At 37.1% G+C, this 17,478-nt stretch carries 19 protein-coding genes; all 19 read right to left on the bottom strand.

Going from position 1 to position 17,478, the window contains the following annotated elements:
* Nucleotides 1-684 carry a uracil-DNA glycosylase gene (locus MUN42_RS03580; RefSeq protein ID WP_243343004.1) on the bottom strand — a complete coding sequence of 228 codons (684 nt, stop codon included), beginning with the start codon at nt 682-684 and terminating at the stop codon, nt 1-3.
* Nucleotides 681-1,127, bottom strand: a complete 447-nt coding sequence (lspA, locus tag MUN42_RS03575) for a signal peptidase II (RefSeq protein WP_243343003.1) — start codon at nt 1,125-1,127, stop codon at nt 681-683. The genes MUN42_RS03580 and lspA overlap by 4 nt, the downstream gene beginning before the upstream one ends.
* Nucleotides 1,124-1,891, bottom strand: a complete 768-nt coding sequence (locus MUN42_RS03570; protein WP_243343002.1) for a YlmH/Sll1252 family protein — start codon at nt 1,889-1,891, stop codon at nt 1,124-1,126. The genes lspA and MUN42_RS03570 overlap by 4 nt, the downstream gene beginning before the upstream one ends.
* 63 nt (nt 1,892-1,954) lie before the next feature.
* Nucleotides 1,955-2,524 carry a cell division protein SepF gene (locus MUN42_RS03565; RefSeq protein WP_243343001.1) on the bottom strand — a complete coding sequence of 190 codons (570 nt, stop codon included), beginning with the start codon at nt 2,522-2,524 and terminating at the stop codon, nt 1,955-1,957.
* 65 nt (nt 2,525-2,589) lie between these two features.
* Nucleotides 2,590-3,573: an NAD(P)H-dependent glycerol-3-phosphate dehydrogenase gene (locus MUN42_RS03560; protein ID WP_243343000.1), complete on the bottom strand. Its 984-nt coding sequence runs from the start codon at nt 3,571-3,573 to the stop codon at nt 2,590-2,592.
* An 8-nt stretch (nt 3,574-3,581) separates the two neighbouring features.
* Nucleotides 3,582-4,160, bottom strand: a complete 579-nt coding sequence (gene plsY, locus MUN42_RS03555; RefSeq protein ID WP_243342998.1) for a glycerol-3-phosphate 1-O-acyltransferase PlsY — start codon at nt 4,158-4,160, stop codon at nt 3,582-3,584.
* Nucleotides 4,157-5,473, bottom strand: coding sequence for a ribosome biogenesis GTPase Der (gene der / locus MUN42_RS03550; protein ID WP_243342997.1), 1,317 nt, complete (start codon nt 5,471-5,473; stop codon nt 4,157-4,159). Before der ends, plsY begins: the two co-directional genes overlap by 4 nt.
* A gap of 74 nt (nt 5,474-5,547) precedes the next feature.
* Nucleotides 5,548-5,964: a SoxR reducing system RseC family protein gene (locus tag MUN42_RS03545; RefSeq protein WP_243342996.1), complete on the bottom strand. Its 417-nt coding sequence runs from the start codon at nt 5,962-5,964 to the stop codon at nt 5,548-5,550.
* 1 nt (nt 5,965) lies between these two features.
* Nucleotides 5,966-7,720: an aspartate--tRNA ligase gene (gene aspS / locus MUN42_RS03540; RefSeq protein WP_243342995.1), complete on the bottom strand. Its 1,755-nt coding sequence runs from the start codon at nt 7,718-7,720 to the stop codon at nt 5,966-5,968.
* Between the two features lie 8 nt (nt 7,721-7,728).
* Nucleotides 7,729-8,331: an MBL fold metallo-hydrolase gene (locus tag MUN42_RS03535; RefSeq protein WP_243342994.1), complete on the bottom strand. Its 603-nt coding sequence runs from the start codon at nt 8,329-8,331 to the stop codon at nt 7,729-7,731.
* Nucleotides 8,331-8,780 (bottom strand): D-aminoacyl-tRNA deacylase, encoded by a 450-nt coding sequence (gene dtd / locus MUN42_RS03530; protein ID WP_243342993.1) that lies wholly within the window; start codon nt 8,778-8,780, stop codon nt 8,331-8,333. Before dtd ends, MUN42_RS03535 begins: the two co-directional genes overlap by 1 nt.
* The gene (locus MUN42_RS03525) at nt 8,780-10,963 is read right to left on the bottom strand and encodes a bifunctional (p)ppGpp synthetase/guanosine-3',5'-bis(diphosphate) 3'-pyrophosphohydrolase (RefSeq protein ID WP_243342991.1); all 2,184 of its coding nucleotides are present in this window, start codon (nt 10,961-10,963) and stop codon (nt 8,780-8,782) included. Before MUN42_RS03525 ends, dtd begins: the two co-directional genes overlap by 1 nt.
* A gap of 4 nt (nt 10,964-10,967) precedes the next feature.
* On the bottom strand, nt 10,968-12,698 hold the full coding sequence (recJ, locus tag MUN42_RS03520) for a single-stranded-DNA-specific exonuclease RecJ (protein WP_243342990.1): 1,731 nt from the start codon (nt 12,696-12,698) through the stop codon (nt 10,968-10,970).
* A 262-nt stretch (nt 12,699-12,960) separates the two neighbouring features.
* The gene (locus tag MUN42_RS03515) at nt 12,961-13,221 is read right to left on the bottom strand and encodes a preprotein translocase subunit YajC (protein WP_243342989.1); all 261 of its coding nucleotides are present in this window, start codon (nt 13,219-13,221) and stop codon (nt 12,961-12,963) included.
* The gene (gene tgt / locus MUN42_RS03510; RefSeq protein ID WP_243342988.1) at nt 13,218-14,339 is read right to left on the bottom strand and encodes a tRNA guanosine(34) transglycosylase Tgt; all 1,122 of its coding nucleotides are present in this window, start codon (nt 14,337-14,339) and stop codon (nt 13,218-13,220) included. The genes MUN42_RS03515 and tgt overlap by 4 nt, the downstream gene beginning before the upstream one ends.
* Nucleotides 14,340-14,346: 7 nt before the next feature.
* A complete protein-coding gene (gene queA / locus MUN42_RS03505; RefSeq protein ID WP_243342986.1) occupies nt 14,347-15,369 on the bottom strand; it encodes a tRNA preQ1(34) S-adenosylmethionine ribosyltransferase-isomerase QueA in 1,023 nt (340 codons plus the stop codon).
* Nucleotides 15,366-16,379 carry a Holliday junction branch migration DNA helicase RuvB gene (ruvB, locus tag MUN42_RS03500; protein WP_243342985.1) on the bottom strand — a complete coding sequence of 338 codons (1,014 nt, stop codon included), beginning with the start codon at nt 16,377-16,379 and terminating at the stop codon, nt 15,366-15,368. Before ruvB ends, queA begins: the two co-directional genes overlap by 4 nt.
* A gap of 7 nt (nt 16,380-16,386) precedes the next feature.
* Nucleotides 16,387-16,977 (bottom strand): Holliday junction branch migration protein RuvA, encoded by a 591-nt coding sequence (gene ruvA, locus MUN42_RS03495; protein WP_243342984.1) that lies wholly within the window; start codon nt 16,975-16,977, stop codon nt 16,387-16,389.
* Complete coding sequence (gene ruvC, locus MUN42_RS03490; RefSeq protein WP_243343165.1) at nt 16,977-17,471, bottom strand: crossover junction endodeoxyribonuclease RuvC; 495 nt, start codon at nt 17,469-17,471, stop codon at nt 16,977-16,979. The genes ruvA and ruvC overlap by 1 nt, the downstream gene beginning before the upstream one ends.
* Nucleotides 17,472-17,478 lie beyond the last annotated feature (7 nt).

The following is a 17,478-nucleotide window of genomic DNA, read 5'->3' as shown; positions in this document are numbered from 1 at the left end:
TCAATTCCTTATGTTTTCGATTTGCCAGTCAATAGGCCTCATATTGTTTTCTTCTAAAAATTTATTAGTCTTGGAAAAGACTTTTGATCCAAAAAATCCCCTATAGGCAGATAGTGGTGATGGGTGGACTGACTTTAAAATAAGATGGTTCTTATTAGTAATTAGCTTCTCCTTGGATCTTGCATTGGCTCCCCAGAGGATAAAGACTATAGGTTTTTCTCTCTTATTTAGAAGCTCTATTATCCTATCAGTTAGATTTTCCCAGCCCATACCCTTGTGGGAATTAGCATTTCCTTCCCTTACAGTAAGGACTGTATTCAAGAGCAAGACTCCCTGTTCTGCCCACTTAATCAGGTTGCCATTATCTGGAATGTATAGACCTAGGTCATCATGAAGTTCCTTGTAAATATTTTGTAGGGAAGGTGGAGTAGGGACTCCCTTTTGGACAGAAAAGGCAAAACCATGGGCCTGACCCCTGCCATGATATGGATCTTGTCCCAAGATTACTACCCTTACATCCTTATAAGGAACATAAACTAGAGCATTAAAGATATCATACATATCAGGATAAATCTTTTGAGTTTTATATTCTCTTATCAAAAACTGCCTCAAAGTCTTATAGTAAGGCTTCTCCCATTCATCCTTTAAAAGCTCATCCCAATCATTTCCAATGTGAACGCTCATTTTTCTTCCTCTTTATTTTCAAATACCACATAAATTATAATCAAAAAACATCCAGTTGACACCAAAATATCGGCTATATTAAAGACTGGGAAATTTATAAAGGCAAACTCTATAAAGTCGACTACATAACCTTGAAATAACCTGTCATAAAAATTTCCCAAGGCTCCAGAAATTATTAGAGCAAAGGCGTAATTTAAAATTTTGGGATTGGTCTTTAGGTTTTTGATGAAATAATATAGCAAAAATCCTACTATTGCTAGGGTTAAAAGTATAAAAAACGCCCTCTTATCTTGTAATATCCCGAAGGCCGCTCCCCTATTTTCTACATAGGTCAGATTGATTATCGGCCCATCTATGGGGTTATTTATAAAATTATTCACTGCGTAATTTTTGCTAAGTCTATCTAAAACTATTCCTATTATAATTAAAAGTGCATATATCATACTAACTTCCTATACTCTATATGGTAATTATCCTTCTTGCTTCTGCCAGTCACCCCATCAAAGATAAATCTCCCAACTCCTCTAATCGAAATCATAGAATTTTCTTCAACCTTGTAGGCTACATCGGTTATGGTTTGGTAGTTTACCTTGACTTGGGATTTGTTAATAATTTCCTTGACCTTAGACCTAGAGGTACTCATTAAAAGAGAGACTATATTATCTAGTCTAAGTGATGATACAAAACCTGATTTTTCTATATAGGCTGGTTCGACTACCTTTAGTTCGTTAGAAGGCTTAAAGTCTATAGAAACCCCTTCATTTTTTATCTTACTTAGGTTGTATTTGATAAAAGGACCATCTTCCTTTAGAACCACAAACTCGCATCTGCCATCACTGACCTCTATATCCCCTATCCTTTCCCTATCAAAGCCAAGGTGGATCAAGGCTCCAAGGACATCAGGGTGTTTTATATCTAGGCTTTCAAATTCAAGTACCCTTATATAGTCTTCACTATTAAGTGGCTCATAGTAGGGCTTAGCCACAAAAATTTGCCTCTCAGCTCTTTCATTTCCTCCAAGAAAAACTAGATCTATATTATTTTTCCTAGCTATGTCCCCTATAACAGATCTTTCGAAGGGATCCAAGAAAAAGCTAGAAGTTTCCCTAGACGTATAGTAGGCCTTTTCTAGAGATGAGATGGCCTTTTTTATATTCGATTTTTTACTCTTATCACTTATAAAGTCTAAATTATATTCTAAAGCCATTAACTTTCCTAAAAAAATATATCTGCTGCACCATAGGATACAGCAGATTAAGCAAAATAAGGTCTATAATTGATTGTAATTTCCATCCTCAACTTGTTCCCTAATATCTTGACTAACTTCAACTCCTGATGGACTAATTATAAAGATTCCCTTATTTACTTTAGTTACACTTCCATCTACGGCATATACAGCTCCTGAAACAAAGTCGAAAATTCTTCTTCTTAGGTCTGTGTCAACCATTTCCAAATTTAATACTACAACTTTTCTATTAAGGATATCATCAATAACCTTAGGTGCATCTTGGTCATATTCAAGTGGTTCTTGAATAGAAATTCTCATCCCAGCTGATGGACTAAAAGTTTTATCGTTCATATTGACTATGTTATCTCCTCTCCTTGATGTTGTAGAAAAATTATATGATACTTCCTTATCCTTTGATGAATTTGTACTATAGGTACTATCATCTCCTTCATAAGACTTATCACTAAAAAGACTAGAATAATTTGTTTTATTAGTAGTTTCTACTGGTTTTGTTTCTACTTTTTCGTCTTCGTCATCATAATACAATTGCTCATCGTCGTAATCATCATAATTATCATCGATGCCTATAAATTCTTTAAACCTGTCTAACATAATACTCCCTCTTGAAATTTTTCTTCTCTATAACTATTATAACATTTTAGCAAAAAATTTCGACTTTAATATTCATTTTTAAGATCCCTACCCATGAGGTCTCTTACAGATTGGTCGACATCCTTGCCTTCAAACAAGACCTTGTATAACTCATTTGTTATAGGCATTTCTATACCCATATCCCTAGATAGCTCATAAACTGCCTTGGTTGTAGGAATTCCTTCGATAACCATATTTATTTCCTTGGACAAGTCATCTAGGCTCTTACCTTGACCTATTAATTTACCGGCCCTATTATTTCTAGAGTGTTCACTAGTAGCAGTTACAATAAGGTCTCCAATCCCTGCAAGTCCATGGATTGTCTTAGGCTCCGCTCCTAGGTGGCTGGCAAATCTTTCCATCTCGTGGATGCCCCTAGTAATTAGGGCAGCCTTGGAATTATCTCCATAGCCTAGGCCACTTGCCATACCAATAGAGAAGGCCAGGATATTTTTTACACTACCTCCTAATTCTACCCCATTTACATCAGTAGAGGTATAGACTCTAAAGTAGGACCTGGAGAAAATATTTTGAATTTCCTTGGCAAGTTTTAGATCTTCTGAGGCACAAACTACCACAGTAGGCATATTATCTATAACTTCTTCTGCATGAGATGGTCCACTTAATACCGCAAAGTTTAAATCTCCATAGATATCCTTCAAGATCTCAGATATCCTATAGTGGGTATTAAGTTCAAGTCCCTTGGATAAGTTTATTATAACTTGATCATCCCTTAGCCATTCCTTGGTATTTTCATAGACCCTTCTCACATTTTGTGTAGGGATAGCATTTATAAGGATTCTATTTTCAAAGCAAGTTTTAAGATCTGATGTAGCCCTTATATTTTCTGAAAGTTTTTTCTTAGGGAAGTATTTAAAATTGACATGGTCCTCATTTATTGATCTCTCAAGATCCCTATCCCTTGCATAAAGTAAGACTTCGTTCTTATCACTTAGGAGAGAGGCTATAGCACTAGCCCAACTCCCAGCACCGATTATTGATATTTTCATAATAGCTCCTAAAATAGTTTCTTCTCTTCCCCTTTGATAAGCCTTTTTATATTATCCTTATGACGCAACTCAACCAAGGCTCCAATAAATAATACAGCAAAGGAGAAAGAACTTATCCCGTGATAGTAAAAGCCTAGTAGAGGCGCTAGACTTGCTACCACAACTGATCCCAATGATACCTTCCTAGTTAAAACAACTAAGATTATAAAAATAGTAATTAGGATCATCGCCATCTTAAAATCTGCAACACATAGGGCTCCAAAGGAAGTGGCTATGCCCTTACCACCTCTAAATTTGAGAAAGATACTAAAGATATGGCCCAAAACTACAAATATTAGTGCAATTGTAACTCCTCCATCTACTATCAATTTTTTACCGATAAAGACTGCAAGTATCCCCTTAAAATAATCGAAGACGAAGGTCATAATGCCTGCAGACTTACCAAAATTTCTAAGTAGATTAGTAGCACCTATATTACCTGAACCCAGAGTCCTTATATCTTGCTTGTAGACAAACTTGGCTATAACAAAGCCTGCTGGAAGAGATCCAAGGAGGTAGGATAGCAAGGCTATAAAAATCTTCATCATTCTTCTCCCCTTTGTTTGAATACAAAGCTAAAAGGCACACCTGTTAGCCTATAATTTTGTCTGATTTGATTTTCTAAATACCTGGTATAGGAAAAGTGGACTAGGTCCCTGTTATTGATTGATAGCATAAACTTAGGTGGGACAGTGCCGACCTGAGAAATATAGAAGATCTTGAGCCTCTTACCCTTATCTTGTGGTGGTGGATTGAGCATTATAGCATCTTGCAAGATGTTATTTAGCATACCTGTCTTAATTCTTGTGTGGTAGTTATTTGATACCACCTCTATTAGGTCTAATAGCTTATCTATTCTCTTATTTTCAAGAACTGAAATAAATACTATTGGTGCATAGGGTGCAAATGATAGAGTAGATCTGATTTCTTTTTCAATCTTGACCATGGTGTTGGTGTCCTTATCAACTAGGTCCCACTTGTTTACAGCTATTATCATAGCCTTCTTGTTATTGTGGGCATAGCCTGCAATCTTGGCATCTTGTTCAGTAACACCTACACTTGCATCAATCAAGAACAAGCAAATTTCTGCACTATCTACCGCATCAAAGGTCCTTTGGTTGGCATAGTATTCTACATTTTCCTTTACTCTGGACTTTCTTCTAAGGCCAGCCGTATCTATTAAAACATAATTATTATCATTATAAGACCAGTAAGAATCTACTGCATCCCTAGTAGTACCAGCTATATCTGTTACAATCATCCTCTCTTCATTTAGTAGAAGATTTACTAGGGATGATTTTCCAGCGTTAGGCTTACCGATTATAGCAATCCTTGTAGCATCTTCTATCTCATCGTAGGCTGAGAAGTCTATAAAAGAGATGATTTTATCTAAGAGATCTCCAAGACCCTTAGCCTGCTCCGCACTAATCATTGCAAGCTCATCAAAGCCAAGTTGATAAAAATCATAGACGCTATCTGTATTTTTAAAGGAATCTAGCTTGTTAGCTACTATTATTACCGGTTTATTGTATCTTCTTATTTCATTGGCTATATCTACATCATAAGGATTCAATCCCTCATTTCCATCTACCATAAATAGGATAAGGTCAGTTTCCATAAGAGCCTTTTCTACCTGACCCTTTACTTCCGTATTCATAACTTCCTTATTTGAAATATCAAGACCACCAGTATCAACTAGTAAGAATTCCTTATCTTGCCAGTCAACCTTATCGACTATCCTATCCCTGGTAACTCCTGATATGTCCTCAGTTATTGATTTTCTTTTTCCAACCAACCTATTAAATAAGGTCGATTTTCCTACATTGGTCCTTCCGACCAAGGTAACCATTGGCATAACCATAATTAATCTCCGTAATTAAGAATTACCGTCAGGTCAACCCAGAAGATTTTCCCAACGGTGATAACTTATTTTTCTTATTTTTTTCTAACTTGCATCAAGTTTTCTTTTTCTACTTTTTTGTCCATCGCTTTAACAATAATTATTGAAATCGCAAGAAATACCCCTACTGATATGAGGGTCATGAGGTTTATATCTAAGCCTGTATTTGTAAAAAAGAGGCTTGGTAAGATTGCACCTATAAACATCATAACTACAGGGATGAGGTAGACCTTAGCAGTAAGCTTGGTTACTTCGCTAGCATCTCCTTCTATAACTACCCAATCTCCCTTTTTGATATCTTCGTGGGTGTAGACTTCAATTTCAGTAGTCTTGCTCTCTGCGCAGTTTCCATTGGCAGCACAAGATCCACAAGCCCCATTTCTAAAGACTTCTACTGTCAAGCGTCCTTTATCATTATTTAAAACTAATCCCTCTTTTGTTAATTTATCCATATTACTCCTTATCTAATTTTATAGAAAGTTCATTTAATGCCCTATCATCTATTGGGCTTGGAGCCTCAGATAGTGGACAAGTAGCAGATTGTGTTTTAGGGAAAGCTATAACATCCTTAATATTTTCAGTTTTAGCAAATAGCATTATTAGTCTATCTAGTCCATAGGCAAGTCCTGCATGAGGTGGTGTACCATATTTAAGGGCTTCAATGAAGAAACCAAATTTGTTCTTAATATCTTCTTCTGTCAAATTAAGGGCTTCAAAGACCTTTTCTTGGAGGTCTGAATTGTTAATTCTGACAGATCCCCCACCCATTTCATCGCCGTTGATTACTATATCGTAGGCTTGAGTCCTAACCTTGCCTGGTTCTGTAAGAAGAAGGTCAATATCTTCTTCATTTGGCATGGTGAATGGATGGTGTTGGCTCACATATCTTCCCTCTTCTTCAGAGTACTCGAACATTGGGAAGTTTACAACCCAACATAGGGCATATTCTTTTTCATAAAGGTCATTGTCCTTGGCAACTTTTCTCCTCAAAGCTCCCATACCTTCAAGAACTGTCTTGTCCTTGTCAGCTCCTATTAGTACTAGGTCATTATCCTCAAGATTTAGAGCTTCTTTTAGTTTTTCTAGGATATCATCTGTTAAGAATTTCTTGATTGATGATTGGATTTCTTCTTGATACTTTATATAGGAAAGTCCCTTTAGTCCATAGTCCTTAACAAAGTCTGTTAGCTTGTCTAATTGCTTTCTTGAGTACTTATCAGCCAGATTTTTAAAGTTGATGGCCCTTACAGATCTACCCTCTAGAGTATTATCACTAAATACCTTAAAGTCACTATCTTTAAATATCTCACTAACATTTTGGATCTTGTAACCATACCTTAGGTCAGGCTTGTCTGATCCATAGGAATCCATGGCTTCTTTATAGTCCATCCTAGCTATAGGAAGTTCAAGGTCATAGTCTGTATACTTGTCAAAGAGTTCCTTAATGAGTCCCTCATTCATTTCGATTACGTCATCTTGGTTGGCAAAGCTCATTTCAAGGTCTAATTGGGTGAATTCTGGTTGTCTATTAGCCCTTAGGTCTTCATCTCTAAAGCATTTTACAACTTGGAAATACCTATCCAAAGAGCCTATCATTAGGATTTGCTTTAAAAGTTGTGGTGATTGTGGTAGGGCATAGAACTTACCCTCGTTTATCCTTGAAGGCACCACATAGTCCCTTGCTCCTTCTGGAGTAGGTTTGGTCAAAAATGGAGTCTCAACTTCAGTAAAGCCATGCTCATACATATATTCACGAGCAGTTCTAATGATATCAGACCTGAGTTTGAGATTTTTTTGAACCGAAGGCTTTCTCATATCGAGGTACCTATATTTTAATTTCAAGTTCTCGCTTACATCATCGTCGTCTTTGATATAGATTGGTGGGGTATTGGCACTATCAAGAATGTTGATCTTATCGGCAACTATTTCTATGTCACCTGTAGGTATTTCACTATTTTTTGATTCTCTCTCCCTAACACTTCCCTTAACTTCAATGACATACTCTTGGGATATTTCCCTTGCCTTTTTGTAGTTGTCCTTATCTTCTTCCCTGACAACTATTTGAGTAATTCCAGTCTTATCCCTAAGGTCTATAAATACTAGAGAACCAAGGTTTCTTTTCTTTCCAACCCATCCCATAAGGACTACACTCTTGCCAATGTCTTGGCTTCTTAGCTCTCCACACATATTAGTTCTTTTAAATTCCATACTTCCTCCTAATTTATAAACGGATTATTTTGTAATTCATATTTTAGACTTGTATAGTCACCATGACCTGGTAATATTTGATAATCTCCGTCAAGACTACCTAGCTTGTTTTTTATTGAATTTACTATTTGTAGGTAGTTACCCCCTGGTAGGTCAGTTCTTCCAACTGAAAGTTTAAATAAGGTATCTCCGACAAATATTATATCATTAATCTTATAGGACATCGAATCTAGAGTATGTCCTGGGGTCTTTATCGCTTCTATCTCAAAGTCAGAAAAGACTTCATTATCCTTTAGATATCTATCTATCGGAACATATACATCATAATCATAGGCTAAGTTATAGTCTGGATCATTGGCTATATCCCTGCTATCTTCGCTGGCATAGACATCTACTTGGTATAAGTCCTTATAATATTTAAGTCCTAGTACATGGTCAAAATGGCTATGAGTTTGAATGATAAATTGAATATCGAGGTCATTCTGTTCAACATAGTTTTCAAGCTTCTTTACGGGATAAGCAGCATCTACTATGAAAGCTCTATTATTTTCATCACTAACTATATACATATTAGTCGATACTGGACCGGCTATAAATCTCTTAATTTCCACTAAATAATCCTTTCACTATCTAAAAGAATGGTGATAGGCCCATCATTTATAAGGGATACCTTCATGTGGGTCTGGAATTTGCCTGCCTTTACAGATATGCCTTCTTTTTCAAGTTCTTCTATCATTATTTCATAATATTCTTCTGCCTTATCAGGTTTCGCTGATTCTATAAATGAAGGCCTATTGCCCTTTCTGGCATCGCCGTAGAGGGTAAATTGGGAGATTAGCAAAATTTCTCCCCCTACATCTTTGATAGATAGGTTTAATTTCCCATCGTTATCTTCAAAAATTCTTAGTTTAGCTATTTTCCTTTTTATATATTCTAAATCTTCAAGCGTATCACTATCTTTAACTGCAAGCAAGACCATAAAGCCCTTATCAATCTCTGAAATTAATTCTCCATCAACAGATACACTTGAATTTTCAACTTTTTGTACTACTGCTCTCATTAATTTTTAACCCTATATACGTTATTTACAGTCTTTATAGACTTTAATTTTCCTATAATATCTGATAATTGATTCATATTATTTACTTCTATTAAAAGGTCTACAACAGCCTCATCTTGGTCAGTTCTAGCATTTATGCCTAGAATATTAACATTGAAAGTAGACATCATCTTGCTTATATCATAAAGTATGGATGGGGCATTGGTCGTTATGACTTGAATCTTAACAGGGAATTTATCCTGCTTGGAGTTGGTCCAATAAACATCTATAAGTCTTTCTGGTGACTTGGAATTTATAATATTTGGACAAGTCTTAACATGGACTGATATGCCCTTACCCTTGGTAATAAAGCCTACAATTGGATCTCCTGGCACTGGCGTACAGCACTTAGCAAACTTGACTTCTACATCTTCTTCTAGGTCGCTTACCTTGACTTGGTTATTGATATTAGTAGGTTGGTCATGGTTTCTGTTGATATCAATTGGTTTATTGAGGTCTTCTTCCTTCTTGAGATCTGCTTCAAATCTCAAGAGTTTTTGAACTATGGCCTCAGGGTTTGTCTTGCCATAACCAACTGATGCATACATCTCATCTTCTGTAGGAAATCCTAGGTCTCTTATTATCTTTTCAATCCATTCTTCCTTTAGGAGACTCTTGTAGGACTGCCTATATTTCTTGGCTTCCTTGATTACCATACCAAGACCCATCTCAATATTCTCTTCCTTGTTGTATTTCTTAAAGAATTGCTTGATCTTGTTTTTAGCTTGGTTTGATTTTACAAAATTGAGCCAGTCCCTAGACGGACCACGGGAGTTTTTGCTGGTGATTATCTCTACCACATCTCCAGTTTTTAGTTGGTGAGTTAGGGGAACCATCTTTCCGTTGACCTTGGCCCCTACGCATGAATTACCAACTTCTGTGTGGATTTTGTAAGCAAAATCAATGGAGCAAGATCCCATTGGTAGAGAGTATACTTCTCCGCTAGGAGAGTAGACATATATTTCTCTTGAGAAAAAGTCAGTCTTTAGGGTATCCATAAACTCCTTGTTGTTTACTTCATTTCCCCCTTCTTGTTGCCATTCTATTAGCCTTCTTAAAAAGCTCATGGCATCATCGAAGTCTGTCTGGACAGTATTATTTTCCTTATAACGCCAATGGGCTGCTATACCATATTCACATTCCTTGTGCATTTGCCTGGTTCTTATTTGAACCTCAAAAGGCTTAGAATCTTCTCCAAAAACTGTAGTATGGAGGGACCTGTATCCATTTGGTTTGGGTTGGCCGATATAATCCTTTATCCTATTTGGTATAGGTCTCCATAGGGAATGGACCTTACCTAGGACTGCATAACATTCCCCAATTGTATCAACTATGACCCTTACAGCTGTTAGGTCATAGATTTCATCAAAGGCTATCCCATTTCTTTCCATCTTTTTATTTATGGAATAAAGGGACTTAGGCCTACCACTTATTTCATAGTCTATGCCAGTTCCTTCCAAGGACTTGGAGAGAGTTTCGATAATTTCGTTGATATAGGCTTCTCTTTCTCGCCTTTTGACATTTACCATTTCAGCTAGCTCATAGTACTTATCTGGCTCTTGGTACCTAAAACATAGGTCTTCTAGCTCCCACTTTAGGGAGTAAATACCCAGCCTATGGGCAAGGGGAACATAGATCTCCAGGGTCTCATCTGCTATTTGCTTTTGCTTTTGACGAGTCATATACTCTAGAGTTCTCATATTGTGGAGCCTATCAGAAAGTTTGATTAGGACTACCCTAACATCATTGGACATGGCCATAACCATCTTCCTGATATTTTCGGCTTGTTTTTCTTCTCTAGATGTATAGTTTAAGTTTTTAAGTTTGGTTACCCCATCTACCAAGAAGGTAATCTCTTCTCCAAACTCCTCTGCCATCTCCTCACGACTTACTGGGGTATCTTCTAGGACATCGTGCATCAAACCTGCACAAATGGTCTCATCATCAAGCTTCATTTGGGACAATTTCTTAGCCACTGCTATGGGATGGATAAAATAATCTTCTCCTGAATTTCTCTTTTGTCCCCTATGGTTGTATTCTGCAAAATCGTAGGCTTTCTTGATAATTTCCATATTGGCTTTGGCATTATTGCCTAAGATATACTCTTCAAATTTTATATATTCTTTTTTAAAATCGGTTGCCATTACATCACCTTAAATCTATTATTTTTACTTGTAAACTTCTCACATCCCTAAATTCATTGATATCAGGATAGTAGATTAAGTCTATTTTATTGCCTACAATATTATTATCAAACTTTACATTAAGATAATCATAGTAGTCTCGAGCATTAAATTTGATAGCATCTATATATTGCCCCTGGCTATGAAGCCTTAGTTTCATAGTATTCTTCTCCTTGCCTAGCATGGAAATATTGGCTATATCTACACCCTTACTTGCAAATACTGGCTTAGGGTTATCCTTACCAAAAGGCCCCAGGTCCTTTAATTTTTCTGCAAATTCTAGGGTTAACTTGGATATGTTTATAGCTGCATCGATATTTATATCTTCTATGAGATCACTTTCCTTAAGCTTGGCATTGGTATTGAGATACTTTCTAAACTTATCTAGAATTTCTTTTTTCATGGAAAGTCCACAAGCCATAGGGTGACCCCCAAAGGACTCTAATTTCTTGGCAGTAGGAAGAATTTCCTTATAAATATTATATGCTTCTATAGACCTACCAGATCCCTTAATAATTCCTTCTTCCTTGGCATCTGTAAGGACTAGGGTTGGCCTATAGTATTTTTCCTTGATCCTACCTGCGACAATCCCACAAATCGATTCATCTATACTAGGCTCATAAACTACTATGACCTTATCCTTGTCATAACCCTTCTCTACAATTTCCTTATCTGCCTTTTTAAGTCCTTCTTCAGTGAGGACCTTCCTATGGTTATTTAGTTCGACTAATTGTTTGGCAAGGTCATGAATCTTGTCTATATCTTCTTCTGTTAGTAGTTCTACGGCAAGCTTGGCTGTCGAAAGCCTACCAGTGGCATTCATAAGAGGGCCTAGAATAAAGCCTAGGGTATATTCTGTAATCTCCTTAGTCCAACCAGCTTCTTCTAATAAAATCTTTATGGCAAGCTTATCTGTGTGGTTTAGTCTCTTTAGGCCTTCTATAACAAAGATCCTATTTTCATCAGTAAGGGATACTATATCACAAACCGTTCCCATGGCTACATACTCTAGGAGAGAATATAGGTAATCAAGGTCTCCATCAAGTTTTTGGTAGAGGGCTGATATAAGTTTGAAGGCTACTCCTGCCCCACACAAGTCCCTAAAGGGGTACCTACTATCTAACCTATGGGGATTAATTACTGCATCAGCATCAGGCAAGACCTGCTCTACCCAATCTCCCTCACCCTTTTTGCTAATTTGGTGGTGGTCGGTTACTATTACCCTAATTCCTGCTTCCTTGAGTCTTTTAATCTCATCAAAGCCAGTTATACCATTATCGCATGTTATAACTAACTTGACCCCATCGGCGATAGCCTTCTCACTCATCTTTGATGAAATTCCATAGCCTTCTTCTACCCTTTGGGGGATATCATAGGAAATATTGTCATAATAAAACAAAAACCCATCCAGAAGGGTCATTACAGAAGCTATCCCATCTTGGTCATAGTCGCCAAAGATCCTTATCTCTTCTCCTTCTTGGATAGTATCAATTATAATCTCTACGGCCTTATCCATATCATTTAACAAAAATGGATCATGGAGCTTATCTAGGCTAGGATGAACAAACATATCAACAAGCTTGGGATCAACTATGTCCCTATTCGCAAGAATTAGGGCCTCAATCTTGGATAAGTTTTTATTCTTTAGATTGTTTATATAATTTTCGTTCTTCCTATAGATAAACCAGTTTGCCATAAAATATCCTTCCTTTCCTATAATTATACTTCATTTATTGAACTGATAAAGAAAAGAGAAATAAGGCCCTTCCATGATTAGGTTATAATAATATATTCTAGAAAAATTAATAGGTATCTATATCGAGTTAAATGATTTTATAATTTATTGCAGTTTTGATTTTGTATCATGAAATAAGTCTTTTATTAAAAAATTAAAAAAAGCCCATAGTATTTACCTATATCTTAGCAAATATAATGGACTTTATTTATTATAAGCTTTATCATTCAAGAATTGTTTTTATCTCATCTATTAAAATTTCTAGGTAGGAATTATTATCAGCTGATCCAGTAATTATAACTAGGCTTTCTCCTTCAATAGATATAACATCTCCCACAATCCCTGACTTTGTAAGGACCTTAGAGGAAATTTCTAGGTTTTCCCTAATAAATTTGGAATTTTTCTTCTCAGCCAAATAATCTTTTACGCTTACTTTATAAAAATAAACTAGAAGGATAAGTATTATTATATATTCAAACTTCATTGGTAACCGTATTTTTTATAAAATTCTTCCTTGTATTCTAGGAACCTATCTTCCATAATGGCTTCTCTTATATTTTCACACATTTTGAGGAGGAAGTAGAGGTTGTGGTAGGTTAATAACCTTGCTCCGAGTATTTCATTAGCATTTAATAAGTGTCTAATGTAGGCTCTGGAGTAATTCCTACAGGTATAGCAATCACACTCTTCATCTACCGGTCTAGAGTCTTCCTTATAGGCGGCATTTCTTACGACAAGCTTGCCTTGGGATGTAAGAGCTGTACCATTTCTAGCTATCCTTGTTGGAAGGACACAATCAGCCATATCAATTCCTGCCTCGAAGGATTCAAAGAGGTAGTCAGGAGTTCCTACTCCCATATTGTACCTTGGCTTATCTTCTGGGAGGAGGGGTGTTGTGAAGTTTAGGATTTCAATCATCTTTTCCTTGGTTTCTCCAACAGAAAGACCACCGATAGAAAAGCCATCGAAGTCCATAGCTGTAGTCTTATTGACAGAAATTTCCCTAAGGTCCTTAAACATCCCCCCTTGGACTATGCCAAAGAGACTTTGGTGAGGCTTGCTATGTTCTTTGTGGTAGTCATAGCCCCTCTTGGCCCACCTTACAGTCCTCTCCATAGAATCCTTGACATAGTCATAGTCAGCATTGGCATCAACACATTCATCAAAGCTCATCATTATATCTGATCCAATATCATTTTGGATAGAAATGGCTTTTTCTGGGGTAAAGAAGTGCTTGGACCCATCTATATGGGACCTAAACAAGACTCCATCTTCGCTAATGCTCCTATTTTCTGCGAGGGAAAAGACTTGAAAACCACCACTATCGGTAAGGATTGGCTTGTCCCAATTCATAAATTTATGGAGACCATCAGCCTTCCTCATAATATCCATACCAGGTCTTAGGTAGAGGTGGTAAGTATTGGCAAGGATAATCTTTGCTCCTAAATTATCAAGGTCTTCTGGGGTCATGGTCTTTACAGTTCCCAAGGTCCCTACTGGCATAAAAATAGGAGTTGGTATGTCCCCATGACTTGTGTGGATTACCCCTACTCTTGCATTTGAGTATTTATCTTTTTTAATTAATTCATATTTTAATCCCATAAATCACCTATTTTATAAACATACAATCTCCAAAGGAGAAGAACCTATATTTTTCTTCAACTGCATACTTGTAGGCATCCAGTATTATCTCCCTTGATGTAAAGGCAGCCACTAGCATAATGAGTGTTGACTTTGGCAAGTGGAAATTAGTTATTAGACAGTCTACTGCCTTGTATTCAAAGCCTGGATAGATAAATATCTCTGTCCATCCACTATCTGCCCTTATCTCACCACACTTTTCATAGATAGATTCCAAGGTTCTAACTGATGTAGTCCCAACGGCTATGACCCTTTTGCCATTTTGGTGGGCAGAGTTAATTATATCTGCAGTTTCTTGGTTAAGGGTATAAAATTCGGAATGCATCTTATGATCTGTGATTTCTTCTTCGTTGACAGGTCTAAAGGTACCTAGTCCTACATTTAAAGTCAAGAAGGCAAGCTTAACTCCCTTGGCCTCAATCCTCTCTAAAAGCTCTTTGGTAAAGTGAAGGCCTGCTGTTGGAGCTGCAACTGATCCAGGATTTTTGGAATAGACTGTTTGGTAGTCTTCTGGGTCCTTGAGCTTCTCTTTGATATAAGGAGGTAGGGGCATATTGCCGAGCCTATCAAGGATTTCTCCAAAAACTCCCTCATAATCAAATTCTATAACCCTATTGCCATCTTCTTTTATATCTATAACTTCACAGGAGAGGTCATCTGAAAATATTACTTGACTTCCTATTTTCATCTTTTTACCAGGTCTAACTAAGACTTCCCATTTTTTGCCCTCTATGTTGTTAAGCAAAAATACTTCTATAGACTCTTCCTTGCCTTCCCTATGGCCAAAAAGTCTAGCTGGGATTACCCTGGTATCATTCATTACCAAGACATCACCAGGATTTAGGTAGTCGATTATATCGTAGAATACCTTATCTTCCCTCTCTCCTGTCTTTCTATCTAAAACAAGCATCCTAGCATTATCCCTCTTATCTGATGGATGTTGGGCTATTAACTCTTCTGGTAGGTAGTAGTTAAAATCTTCTGTCTTCATTTATCATCCTCCATTTTTAATCCATAATAATCATAAACTTTTTTGGTTAGAATCCTCCCCCTAGGAGTCCTAGAAATAAATCCTATCTGCAAGAGGTAAGGCTCGTAGACATCTTCGATAGTTACATTTTCTACCCCAGTTGATGCCGCAATGGTGTCTACTCCAACTGGCCCACCATTAAAGTTCTCGTACATAGTCATGATTATTTTCTTATCCATATTATCAAGGCCCATTGGGTCAATTTCAAGAAGTTCAAGGCCCTTCTTACTTGTTTCTAGATCTATCCTTGAATCAGCCTTGACTATGGCAAAATCTCTTACCCTCTTCAATAGCCTGTTAGCAATTCTTGGAGTTCCCCTAGACCTTCTAGCAATTTCGTAGGCACCTTCATCATCTATTTCTATATCAAGGATATTAGCCGACCTCTTTACTATGGTTGATAGGTCCTTATTGTTGTATAAGTTTAGAGACAGCAAAACTCCAAACCTATCCCTTAGGGGAGCTGATAGCATACCGGATCTGGTTGTTGCTCCTACTAGGGTGAATTTCTCTAGGTCTATCCTTATTGACTGGGCGTTTGGCCCCTTGCCTACTATAATATCTAGGGCGAAGTCCTCCATAGCAGAATATAGGATCTCTTCAACTGACCTATTTATCCTATGGATCTCATCAATAAATAAAACATCTCCATGAGATAAATTGGTCAAGATACTGGCAAGGTCCGATGGTCTTTCTATGGCAGGACCGCTAGTTACCCTAAGATTAACTCCCAGCTCATTTGCAATAATTGCAGCGAGGGTCGTCTTACCAAGACCAGGAGGCCCTTGGAGTAATACGTGGTCCAGGGGTTCATTTCTAGCAAGGGATGACTTTATAAAAATCCCTAGCTTCTCCTTGACCTTATCTTGACCTATGTAGTCCTTAAACCACCTAGGCCTAATGGTATTTTCTGTTTGTAAATCTTCTAGTTGTTCATTACTTCCTACTATTCTTCCATTTTCATCAAACATAAATCACCTAAATCAACCTTTTTAAACTTTCCTTGACTAGCTCTTCTAGGCTTAGGTCAAGCCCTCTTAGCTCACCTAGGACCCTACCTATATCATTTTTCTGATAGCCCAGGTTAACAAGGGCTTCCTTGGCTACGCTTAAGTCATCGTCATTACTTGTCGGTTCTACTTGAGTTGGGGCACTTAAAGTAAAGGTCATCTTCTTTACCGTATCGACCAGCTCTAGGATAATCCTTGAGGCACTCTTCTTTCCTACTCCCTTGGCCTTGGTTAGCTTATTTATATCATTATTGACTATAGCAGTCTTTATATCATTTACACTTAGGGATGACAATATTCCGAGGGCCACCTTGGGTCCTATGGATGAGACTCCTATTAGCATAATAAACATCTCTAGCTCTTCTTTGGATATGAAACCAAATAAAGAAAGGTCATCCTCCCTCACATTCATGTAGGTGTAGATCTTGTATTCATTATTAATTTCAAGGTTACTTAGGGTAGATAGGGATGCATGGACTAAGTAACCTATATTATTATTTTCTACGACTAAGGAATCTTCTCTTATATCTCTTACTGTTCCTATAATATATGAAATCATTAATTTAACCTGTATCTTTCTTTAAATCTCTGGCTTAGGACATGGGTTAGAGCTACTGCTAGGGCATCTGCAGCATCGTCAGGCTTTGGAATCTCCTTTAGGTTTAGTAGCTTAGTTACTGTTAGCATCATCTGACTTTTGGGTGCCCTACCATAACCTGTGATGGCCTGCTTTATTTGGAGAGGGGTGTATTCATAGATCGGAAGTCCTTGTTTTTGGGCACAAAGGACTTGGATCCCCCTAGCATGGCCCACAGTTATAGCTGTTTTTACATTGGAGTTAAAGAATAACTCCTCAATAGAAAACTCATCCGGCTTAAATTCTTTGATGATATCATTTAGATTATCATACAAGAGTTCCAACCTTTTGCCTGTCTTTTCCTTGGATGAAGTTGTAACAACCCCATTTTCTATTACTTTAATCTTATTTTCCTTAAATTCAATTACCCCGTAGCCCATAATAGCTATGCCGGGATCTATCCCTAATATTATCATATTCCCA

The organism is Anaerococcus sp. AGMB09787 (genome assembly GCF_022808955.1).
In the GTDB taxonomy this organism is placed as follows: Bacteria; Bacillota; Clostridia; order Tissierellales; family Peptoniphilaceae; genus Anaerococcus.
Note: the sequence above shows the minus strand (reverse complement) of the source record. Positions and strands in the feature narration are given on the sequence as shown.

Bases quoted from the DNA above. Each gene is read 5' to 3' on its own strand.
- MUN42_RS03580 (WP_243343004.1), bottom strand. From the start codon at position 684: ATGAGCGTTCACATTGGAAATGATTGGGATGAGCTTTTAAAGGATGAA.
- lspA (WP_243343003.1), bottom strand. From the start codon at position 1,127: ATGATATATGCACTTTTAATTATAATAGGAATAGTTTTAGATAGACTT.
- MUN42_RS03570 (WP_243343002.1), bottom strand. From the start codon at position 1,891: ATGGCTTTAGAATATAATTTAGACTTTATAAGTGATAAGAGTAAAAAA.
- MUN42_RS03565 (WP_243343001.1), bottom strand. From the start codon at position 2,524: ATGTTAGACAGGTTTAAAGAATTTATAGGCATCGATGATAATTATGAT.
- MUN42_RS03560 (WP_243343000.1), bottom strand. From the start codon at position 3,573: ATGAAAATATCAATAATCGGTGCTGGGAGTTGGGCTAGTGCTATAGCC.
- plsY (WP_243342998.1), bottom strand. From the start codon at position 4,160: ATGATGAAGATTTTTATAGCCTTGCTATCCTACCTCCTTGGATCTCTT.
- der (WP_243342997.1), bottom strand. From the start codon at position 5,473: ATGGTTATGCCAATGGTTACCTTGGTCGGAAGGACCAATGTAGGAAAA.
- MUN42_RS03545 (WP_243342996.1), bottom strand. From the start codon at position 5,964: ATGGATAAATTAACAAAAGAGGGATTAGTTTTAAATAATGATAAAGGA.
- aspS (WP_243342995.1), bottom strand. From the start codon at position 7,720: ATGGAATTTAAAAGAACTAATATGTGTGGAGAGCTAAGAAGCCAAGAC.
- dtd (WP_243342993.1), bottom strand. From the start codon at position 8,780: ATGAGAGCAGTAGTACAAAAAGTTGAAAATTCAAGTGTATCTGTTGAT.
- MUN42_RS03525 (WP_243342991.1), bottom strand. From the start codon at position 10,963: ATGGCAACCGATTTTAAAAAAGAATATATAAAATTTGAAGAGTATATC.
- recJ (WP_243342990.1), bottom strand. From the start codon at position 12,698: ATGGCAAACTGGTTTATCTATAGGAAGAACGAAAATTATATAAACAAT.
- MUN42_RS03515 (WP_243342989.1), bottom strand. From the start codon at position 13,221: ATGAAGTTTGAATATATAATAATACTTATCCTTCTAGTTTATTTTTAT.
- tgt (WP_243342988.1), bottom strand. From the start codon at position 14,339: ATGGGATTAAAATATGAATTAATTAAAAAAGATAAATACTCAAATGCA.
- queA (WP_243342986.1), bottom strand. From the start codon at position 15,369: ATGAAGACAGAAGATTTTAACTACTACCTACCAGAAGAGTTAATAGCC.
- ruvB (WP_243342985.1), bottom strand. From the start codon at position 16,379: ATGTTTGATGAAAATGGAAGAATAGTAGGAAGTAATGAACAACTAGAA.
- ruvA (WP_243342984.1), bottom strand. From the start codon at position 16,977: ATGATTTCATATATTATAGGAACAGTAAGAGATATAAGAGAAGATTCC.
- ruvC (WP_243343165.1), bottom strand. From the start codon at position 17,471: ATGATAATATTAGGGATAGATCCCGGCATAGCTATTATGGGCTACGGG.